At 64.4% G+C, this 275-nt stretch carries 1 protein-coding gene; it reads right to left on the bottom strand.

The features are described 5' to 3' along the window. The coding region (locus tag EOD29_RS31685; RefSeq protein WP_281059243.1) for a S4 domain-containing protein at positions 1–203 on the bottom strand (203 nt) is incomplete at its 3' end. Between the last annotated feature and the right edge of the window lie 72 nt (positions 204–275).

The following is a 275-nucleotide window of genomic DNA, read 5'->3' as shown; positions in this document are numbered from 1 at the left end:
GACAGATCGACCCATGCAGAGGCATCGCTGACGGTACGGCCGTCGATGGCGACGCGGCTTTCGGCAATCAGCCGTTCGGCCTGCGTACGGGAGCAATAGCCGAGTTTGGAAAGGGCGCGCGGAAGGGTGACCCGCTTGCCTGCAGTGTCGGCGGCAGGCTTCAGCCGCTCGCGTGTCTTATGCGATGGGCGCCGGTCCCTCATCTGCCATCCCTGTCCAGCCTCGATGCCGCTTCTTGGCACGAACGGCCCAACGATGCCAGCGTGACAACGAAA

The sequence above is a fragment of the Mesorhizobium sp. M1A.T.Ca.IN.004.03.1.1 genome (genome assembly GCF_003997555.1).
Classification (GTDB): Bacteria; Pseudomonadota; Alphaproteobacteria; order Rhizobiales; family Rhizobiaceae; genus Mesorhizobium.
The sequence above is the reverse complement of the archived record's forward strand: the minus strand, read 5'-3'. Positions and strand labels throughout refer to the sequence as shown.